The organism is Pseudomonas sp. FG36 (assembly GCF_057809275.1).
Genome location: NZ_JBMDJQ010000001.1, coordinates 449,915 through 457,596 on the forward strand (window position 1 = coordinate 449,915; position 7,682 = coordinate 457,596).

At 66.5% G+C, this 7,682-nt stretch carries 9 protein-coding genes; 4 read left to right on the forward strand and 5 right to left on the reverse strand.

All coding sequences use genetic code 11. The features are described 5' to 3' along the window. The first annotated feature begins 78 nt into the window (after positions 1-78). The gene (locus tag ACODS9_RS02045) at positions 79-216 is read left to right on the forward strand and encodes a PSPA7_2676 family Cys-rich small protein (RefSeq protein ID WP_177182941.1); all 138 of its coding nucleotides are present in this window, start codon (positions 79-81) and stop codon (positions 214-216) included. 9 nt (positions 217-225) lie between these two features. Continuing rightward, positions 226-1,062 carry a non-homologous end joining protein Ku gene (ku, locus tag ACODS9_RS02050; protein ID WP_110704295.1) on the forward strand — a complete coding sequence of 279 codons (837 nt, stop codon included), beginning with the start codon at positions 226-228 and terminating at the stop codon, positions 1,060-1,062. A gap of 13 nt (positions 1,063-1,075) precedes the next feature. Here the strand turns inward: ku and ACODS9_RS02055 are convergent, their stop codons facing one another. The 5 genes from ACODS9_RS02055 to ligD are packed head-to-tail and all read right to left on the reverse strand — an operon-like array spanning position 1,076 to position 6,631. Then, the gene (locus ACODS9_RS02055) at positions 1,076-1,738 is read right to left on the reverse strand and encodes a glycosyltransferase (protein ID WP_489093125.1); all 663 of its coding nucleotides are present in this window, start codon (positions 1,736-1,738) and stop codon (positions 1,076-1,078) included. Further along, the gene (locus ACODS9_RS02060) at positions 1,735-2,334 is read right to left on the reverse strand and encodes a class I SAM-dependent methyltransferase (protein WP_489093126.1); all 600 of its coding nucleotides are present in this window, start codon (positions 2,332-2,334) and stop codon (positions 1,735-1,737) included. The genes ACODS9_RS02055 and ACODS9_RS02060 overlap by 4 nt, the downstream gene beginning before the upstream one ends. A gap of 11 nt (positions 2,335-2,345) precedes the next feature. Then, positions 2,346-3,101 (reverse strand): PIG-L deacetylase family protein, encoded by a 756-nt coding sequence (locus ACODS9_RS02065; protein ID WP_489093127.1) that lies wholly within the window; start codon positions 3,099-3,101, stop codon positions 2,346-2,348. Then, positions 3,098-4,138 carry an acyl-CoA dehydrogenase family protein gene (locus ACODS9_RS02070; RefSeq protein ID WP_489093128.1) on the reverse strand — a complete coding sequence of 347 codons (1,041 nt, stop codon included), beginning with the start codon at positions 4,136-4,138 and terminating at the stop codon, positions 3,098-3,100. The genes ACODS9_RS02065 and ACODS9_RS02070 overlap by 4 nt, the downstream gene beginning before the upstream one ends. A 21-nt stretch (positions 4,139-4,159) precedes the next feature. Then, positions 4,160-6,631, reverse strand: a complete 2,472-nt coding sequence (gene ligD, locus ACODS9_RS02075) for a DNA ligase D (protein ID WP_489093129.1) — start codon at positions 6,629-6,631, stop codon at positions 4,160-4,162. 156 nt (positions 6,632-6,787) lie between these two features. On the opposite strand from ligD, the gene ACODS9_RS02080 reads away from it, so the two are divergent. Together ACODS9_RS02080 and ACODS9_RS02085 are read left to right on the forward strand one after the other, a co-directional pair. Further along, positions 6,788-7,249, forward strand: a complete 462-nt coding sequence (locus ACODS9_RS02080; protein ID WP_094012203.1) for a phosphotransferase system, HPr-related protein — start codon at positions 6,788-6,790, stop codon at positions 7,247-7,249. Beyond that, complete coding sequence (locus ACODS9_RS02085) at positions 7,249-7,479, forward strand: metallothionein (protein ID WP_081941252.1); 231 nt, start codon at positions 7,249-7,251, stop codon at positions 7,477-7,479. Before ACODS9_RS02080 ends, ACODS9_RS02085 begins: the two co-directional genes overlap by 1 nt. The last annotated feature ends 203 nt before the right edge of the window (positions 7,480-7,682 follow it).

Below are 7,682 nucleotides of genomic sequence, written 5' to 3' on the forward strand. Positions count from 1 at the left end.
AAAGCCGAATAAACCTTCCGCGCGCCGCGCAGTCAGTCCTTGTAAGCGCCCCGTCGATGTGGGCCAGGGAGGTGGCTGATGAAACTCGTCTGCCTGCTGCGTGGCTGCCAATGGCGCAGCCAGTTGATCCGTGAAGTCGCCGGGCTGCAATGCCAGTGCTGCGAACGCTGTGGCGCGTTGCGCTACAGCCAGCCCGGCCTGTCCTCGAATGCATAGGAGCCAGCCATGGCCAGGGCTATCTGGAAAGGCGCGATCAGTTTCGGGCTGGTGCACATCCCGGTGTCCCTCAACACCGCCGTGCGCAGCGAGCGGGTGGATTTCGACTGGCTGGACAAGCGCAGCATGGAACCGGTCGGCTACAAGCGGGTGAACAAGGTCACCGGCAAGGAAATCGACAAGGAAAACATCGTCAAGGGCGTGGAGTACGAGAAGGGCCGCTACGTGGTGATCAGCGAGGAGGAAATCCGCAAGGCCCGGCCCGAGGCGACCCAGACCATCGATATCTTCTCGTTCGTCGAAGCCGGGGAAATCCCCCTGCAACAGTTCGACACGCCGTATTACCTGAGCCCGGATCGCCGTGGCGGCAAGGTCTACGCCTTGCTGCGCGAGACCCTGGCCAGCACCGGCAAGGTGGCCTTGGCCACGGTGGTGCTGCACACCCGCCAGCATTTGGCGCTGCTGCGCCCGCTCGACGAAGCGCTGGTGATGATCACCCTGCGCTGGCCGGAGGAAGTGCGTGGGCTGGAGACCTTGGAGTTGGACAAGAGCGTGACCGACAGCAAGGTCGACAAGCGCGAGCTGGACATGGCCAAGCGCCTGGTCGAGGACATGAGCGGGCCGTGGAAGCCCGATGACTACCACGACGCGTTCCGCCAGACCATCCTCGACCTGGTCGAGGAGAAGGCCAGCAAGGGCAAGATCGAGACCGTGGAAAAAGGCGAGGGCGCCACGGCGGAGAAGGGCGCGGACATCATCGACCTTACCGAGCTGCTCAAGCGCAGCCTGGGTGGCAAGAGCAAGGCGAAGAAGCCTGCGGCCAAGCGCCCGCGCAAGGCGTCGTGATCCGAGCGCCGGTCTACAGGATCTGGCCTTCCAATCCCCTGAGGTAATCGCCGAATCCCTGGCGCGCCCGGCTGTCCCGACGGCTGCTGGTGGCCACGCTGTGCCTGGCGGTCCAGACGATCTGCGCGCCGATGGCTTCCAGTGCCAGTACCAGTTGCACATCCTCGTGGGCCGGCAGCGGCTGGAAACCGCCGACCTTGGCATAGGCCTTGGCGCAAACCCCAAGGTTGGCGCCGTGGATATGCCGATGGCCTTCCGTTGCCTGGTAGCGGCTGTGGTACAGCTGACGCAAGGCCACACCCTGCCAGGGTTGCCAGCGCTCGATATGCACCGTGCCGCACACCGCGTCGGCATGCCATTGCAGCTGCGACAGCGGCCAGTGGCCAGGCACGCGGCTGTCGGCGTCGGTAAATGCCAGCCATTGGGCGCCGCGCTCGATCATCCAGGCCGCCCCCAGGCGGCGGGCAATGCCGACATTGCCGGCCTCCAGCGCCAGCGTGTGCACGCCATGGCGCCTGGCGATGCGCGCGCTGGCGTCGGTACAGCGATCGAGCACCACCAGCACCTCGACCTCCAGACCCGCGGCTTCGGCCCGCGCAGCTGCCACCCGCACGGCCTTCAGGCAGTGTCCGAGGCGCCGGGCCTCGTTATGGGCGGGAATGATCACCGCGATCATGGGCAGGTCTCGTCCAGGTCGACCACCCGGGGCTGGCACGACCAGTACTCGAGCAGGAAGTCCGCCTCCTCATGGCGCAACTGCGGATACAGTGGCAGGTGCCTGGCCAGCAGGGCGTGCACTTGGCCACCGTCCTGGGGGCAGCCGGCAATCGGATGGCGCCAGTGACAGGCTAGCAATCCGCCGTCGCCGGCCAGGCAGGCCACGGACTGTTCGATCACCTGCAACCAGTCGGTGGGGTCTAGGTAGTAGCCGATCTCGCTGAGCACGATCAGGTCGAACTCCCCGCCCGGCCAATCGCCCGGCAGGTGCCCCTGCTCGACGCGGACATGGTCGACCCCCGCCAGGCGTTGCTGGGCCAGCCTCACGGCAGTGGCGTCGATGTCCTGGCACAGCAGGCTGGCGCAGCGCTCGGCCAGCAGCACGCTCAGCTCGCCGTTGGCGCAGGCCGGCTCGAACACCCGGCCGTAGCACTGGCTGGGCAGGCTGGCCAGCGCCAGGTCGCGCTTGCGGCGTTCGTACCAGCGGGTGCGAAAGGCCCATGGATCGTCGTTGCCGGCATACAGGTCGGCGAAATACTGCGCGTCGAGGCTCATGGCGGCTCCATTTACAGGAAAACCAGTTCGAAAGGTTGCAACAGGCAGGTCTGCAAGGTGACGGGCAGCACTGGAGGATGCTCGCCGTCGGGCTGCAACTGGCTGGCGTGGGCGGCCAGGGCCTGGCGTTTGCGCGCCAGGCGGGTGTCGTCGAGCTGTACCCGATGGGCCTGGGGCCAGGGCAGGCGTGGATCATCGGGCATCGCCCAATGCCACGCCCACACCGGCGCCTCGGCCAGTTGCACCCGGCGGGCCTGGGCCGCCTGGGCAGCGGCGCGGCCGGCTGCTTCATGGTCGCAGTGGCCGTCGCCGCGCCAGGTGGTCAGCAGCAGGTCGTCCGGTTCGAGCAGTTGCTCCAGGTAGTTGGCCAAAAACGCTTCGTCGCGGGGCAGGGCGCCGTCCTTGAGGTTCAGGCGCCGCCAGTCCAGGCGCTTGAGGTCCAGATCCAGCTGTTGCAGGGCGTGCCGGCTTTCCTGTGGGCGCTGGTGGCGCAGACGGTGCTCGGTCCAGTGGGCGGAATGGGGATGGCTGCCTTCGCCATTGGTGGCGGAAATCAGCAGCAGATCCTGCTCGCGTCCGTGGAAACCGGCCAGCAGTCCGCCGGCCATGAGGATTTCATCGTCCGGGTGGGGGGCCAGCAATACCAGGCGGCGGCCGGGGGGACAGAGCTGCTCGGGCTTGAGCCACTTGGCACGTGCCAGGAGCGCGGATTGCTGCCAGTCGCGCCAAGGTGTGCCGGCAGCCGCCTGGATACGGTTCTCGCTCATAGCTGCCAGGCTCCCGCCGGCATGCCGGTCACCTGCCTGCCCAGTTCGGCCAGGTCGCGTTCGGCATGGCTCTGGCGCAGGTAGACCGGCAGGTCGGCGCTGAGCCTGGCGAAATGGCTGCTGCGGCAGAACGGCGTGGCACCCAGCGCCCTGCCGACATGGCGGATCACCTGCTCGACGGCCTGTTCGACCTGGGCGCGGGCGCGGCGCACTTCGAAGCTGGCGTCGGCATGGGGCTGCTGGTCGATCCAGGCGGCGCATTCGCGAAGGGCGGCGCGGGCGCCATACAAGGCGGCATCCACCGCCCCCAGATGGGCATCAGCGTGCGGGTCGGGCCGAGGCATGCGGCAATGCTCGCGCAGGTAGTCGGCCAGGGCTTCGGCCGCGCCGTACCAGCACGCGGCGATGCCAGCGCCCCCGTGCCAAAAGCCAGGACGTGCCAGGTACTGGCCGGGCAGACCGATGGCCAGCCCGGGCGTGTCGTCGAACTCGATGCTGACGCTGGTGGTGGTGGCCATGCCCACCGCCTGCCACTGGTCGGCCTGGATGCGCTGGCTGGGGTGAGACAATTCGATGGCCACCAGTTGCGGCTGGTCATTCTCCCAGGCGGTGATCAGCGCCCGGTCGATCTGCAGCGCACCCGAGCACCAGGCCTTGCGCCCTTGCAGGCGCACCTGCCCGTCGTGCCGCTCGACGATACGGGCACGGGCGTCCGGCGGCTCGGCGGCCCACACCCCCCAGATCCCGTCCTGGGCATGATGGGCGGCGCCGCATTCGGCGAGGATCGCCAAGGCATCGGTATGGCCTTCATAGAGCTTGGCCAGGGTCAGGTCGCAACCGGCGACCCGCGCGAGCGTCTGCCAGCGCGTGAGGGTCTGGCCCTGGCCGGGCAGGGGCAACAGGTCGAGGTGGTCGGCCTGCATGGCCTGCAGCAGTTCCGGCAGCAGGGTGTCGAGGTCGATGGCCTGCGGGCGGGCGCCGAAGCGGCGCAGCAGGCGGTCGAGGTTGGTCAGGTCGAAGTCCTGGACGATGCTCATGAATACGTTCCCCCTTTGGCCTCAGTCGATGCCCAGCTGTTTGCGCATGCGCACGGTGATGGACTGCCGGGTCTTGGCCATGTCCGCCCATGGGTCGTCCACCTCGGCCAGCCGCGCCTGCAGGTTGCCGATGTGCCACTGGTTGGCGCCCTTGAGCTGGGTCAGCTCTTCGCGCCAGATCGGCACCGACACCGGTAGCCCTTCGCGGGCACGCAGCGAATACGCCGCGACCGTGGTCGCGCCCTTGCCGTTGCGCAGGTAGTCGATGAAGATCCGCCCGACCCGGTTGCGCGGCCCGGAGACGGCGCTGAGCCGCTCCGGGAACAGGCCCGCCATATGCTCGACGAGGGCATGGCTGAAGTCCTTCACTTCGTCCCAACCGGCGCGGCGGGTCAGTGGCACCACCAGGTGCATGCCCTTGCCGCCGCTGGTCTTGAGGAACACCTTCAGGCCCAGCTCATCGAGCAGGGTGAGGGTCAGTTGGGTCGCTTCGAGCATGGCCTTCCACGGCAGCGCCGGGTCGGGGTCGAGGTCGAGGACGAAGCGGTCGGGCTTGTCGAAATCCTTGTCGGTGGCATTCCAGGTGTGCAGTTCGAGCATGTTCATCTGCACCGCGCCCAACAGGCTGTCGGTGCGGTTGAGCGCCATCGCCGCCTGGCCGGCCTGCGCCTTGCTGTAGCTGCGCACCGCCGGGATATGCAGCTGGCCGGCGTTCTTCTGGAAGAACAGTTCGCCGCCCAGTCCGTCCGGTGCGCGTACCAGCGCCACGGGACGATCCTTGAGCTGCGGCAGCAACCAGTCGGCGATCTGGGCGTAGTACTCGGCGACCTGGCGCTTGGTGGTGCCGGTGCTGGCGTCGACGACGCGGTCGGGGTGGGTCAGGCGCAGGTTGCCGAGGGGCCCGGCGGGAGGCTGCGCGGCGCGCTTGGCGGGCATGGCACGCTCCAGGTCGATGGCGGTGGCGGATTTGTCGTCGCGCAGGCCGTGGAACACCGAGTGACGGACGATGCCTTCGCGGGTCATCTGGGCGTAGGCGACTTCGGCCAGCAGTTGCGGCTTGAGCCAGTGCACGCCACGGGCCTCGGCGCCGCGGGGCGGCTTGGGCAGGGCCGGCTTGTGTATTTCCAGGGGCTTGAGGCGCGCATGCAGGCTGTCCAGGGTGGTGGCGCTGAAACCGGTGCCGACCTTGCCGGCATAGCGCAGCTGGCCGCTGTCGGTGTCGTGCAGGGCCAGCAGCAGGGCGCCGAAGGCGTTGCGGCTGCCTTTCGGGTCGGTGTAGCCGACGATCACGAACTCCTGGCGCTGCTTGCACTTGAGCTTGATCCAGTCACTGCTGCGCCGGCCCACGTAGGGGCTGTCGGCGCGCTTGCCGATCAGGCCTTCGAGCTTGAGGCGGCAGGCGCTGTCGAGCAGCGAGTCGACCGGCTCAGTGAAGTCGGCGGAGAACTTGAGGAGGTCCGACGGTGTGTTTTCAAGCAACCGGGCCAGGGTGCCGCGTCGCGCCTGCAGTGTTAACGGGCGAAGGTCTTCGCCACCCAGATAGGGCAGGTCGAACAGGTAATAGGTGATGCGTTCGTCGTGCTCGGTGTCGAAGGCGTTCTGCAACGCCTGGAAGTCGGCCACACCCTGGTCGTCGACCACCACCATCTCGCCGTCGAGCCACGCCGAATCGAGCCCCAGCGCCTTCAAGGCCTCGGCCTGACGCGGCATCTTCGCAGTCCAGTCGTGGCCATTACGGGTGAACAGGCGCACATCCGCGCCTTCGATGCGGGCGAGGATGCGGTAGCCGTCGAACTTGACCTCGTAGTGCCAGTCACCGCTGGGCGGCGAATCGACCAGGGTGGCGAGTTGCGGCTGGAGCTTGTCCGGCAGGGCGACGGGGCTGGCCTTGGCCTTGCGTTTGTTGGCAGTGGCTGTTTTCGCAGGCCGGCGCGGCAGCAGAGTACGGTCGCTCAACACGCTGTCCGGCAAGGCTTCGACGATGCTGTAGTCGGTTTCGCTGCGGGCCTGGCCATCGTGGGACTTGACCAGCATCCACTGCTCCTTCTTGCCGGCCAGGTGGGTGCGGAACAGGTTCCAGACACCTGACAGCTTCTCGCCCTGCAGGCGAAAGCGCAGCTTGCCCTTGGCGTAGGCCTGGCGTGGATCGCCCTCGGGCTCCCAGATACCGCGATCCCAGACGATCACGTCACCGGCGCCGTAGTGACCTTCGGGGATATTGCCTTCGAAATCGGCGTAGTCCAGCGGGTGATCCTCGACATGCACGGCCAGGCGGCGGACCTTGGGGTCGAGCGAGGGGCCCTTGGGAATGGCCCAGCTTTTCAAGGTGCCATCGAGCTCCAGGCGAAAGTCGTAGTGCAAGTGGCTGGCGTCGTGTTTCTGAATGCAGAACTGCAAGGCATGGGCCTTGCGCGTGCGGCCGCGTTTGCCGGCAGGTTCGGGCGTGGCGTTGAAGTCGCGCTTGCGCTGGTACTCCTGCAGGGGCTTAACCATGGCGGGCTCCGAAACGGTTCGCGGTGTCTCTAGGTTGGGAGGCGAGGGAGCCGGGCGGAGTTCAAAAAAGCGTGGGCAGCTGCTGTCTGCAGAAACTCTGAATCATTGGCGGGCAGGGGCAGTCGACCGAATGAGCCCACAAATCGGAGAGCGATCATGCCCATTCCCGAAGACCCCAAGCCGACGGTCGAGATCGACGACACGCAAGACCGCATGGGCAGTGTCCATGAGCTGGATTTCAGCGAACGCCGCGATGAGCGCCGGGGTCGTATTGGCGACGAGCGACCGGCGCGGGAGGTGGAGGAGGAGTATCCACCGAGACGCGTTGCCGAAAGTGGCATGACCGGTGGCGAGGCGCTGAGTGACAGCCTGCACGAGGACAATGTCACCCTCGATGACCTGAGCCCTGACACGCTGCTGGACGAAACCGGTGCCCGCGATCCGGATGAGCCGGGCATGGCGGGCGGCCCGGCGGACCAGACCCTGCGTCATGTCGAGGCGCACGAGATCGGTGGCGGCATCGGCCTGGACGAGGCCGAACTGGCCCGCTCGGCGCCGTTGGACGGCGAGCCGTGGACCGACGAAGTCACCCCTGAAGACGAGCGGAGAGAACGCTGATGAACGAGCAACGTTGTTCCTGCAACCACTGTTCCTGCACCGTGGATGCCAATGCCGTGGTCCAGGATGGCAAGGCATACTGCTGCGAAGCGTGTGCGACGGGGCATCGTAATGGTGAGCCTTGTCGCATGGGGGATTGTAAATGTGGGGAGGTGAGTCAGCCGAAAGAGAGTAATGTCGATAATGCGTTGGATGAGACTTTTCCGGCGAGCGATCCTATTTCGCCTTGATATTGTTTTATACGGCAGCCCTGTCGCTAATTAATTCGACGATAGGGCTGCTGCCCACTAAAATTACATACCATCACTCACACTAAAGCCTTCCGTTCTTGCTCTTGCTCTTGCTCTGCTTTGCTTCTAAGTGCGCGATAGTTCAGGAGACACAAATTGCGACTTCAGGAGGCCGAACGCAGGTCTTGCGGAGGGAGGTGACG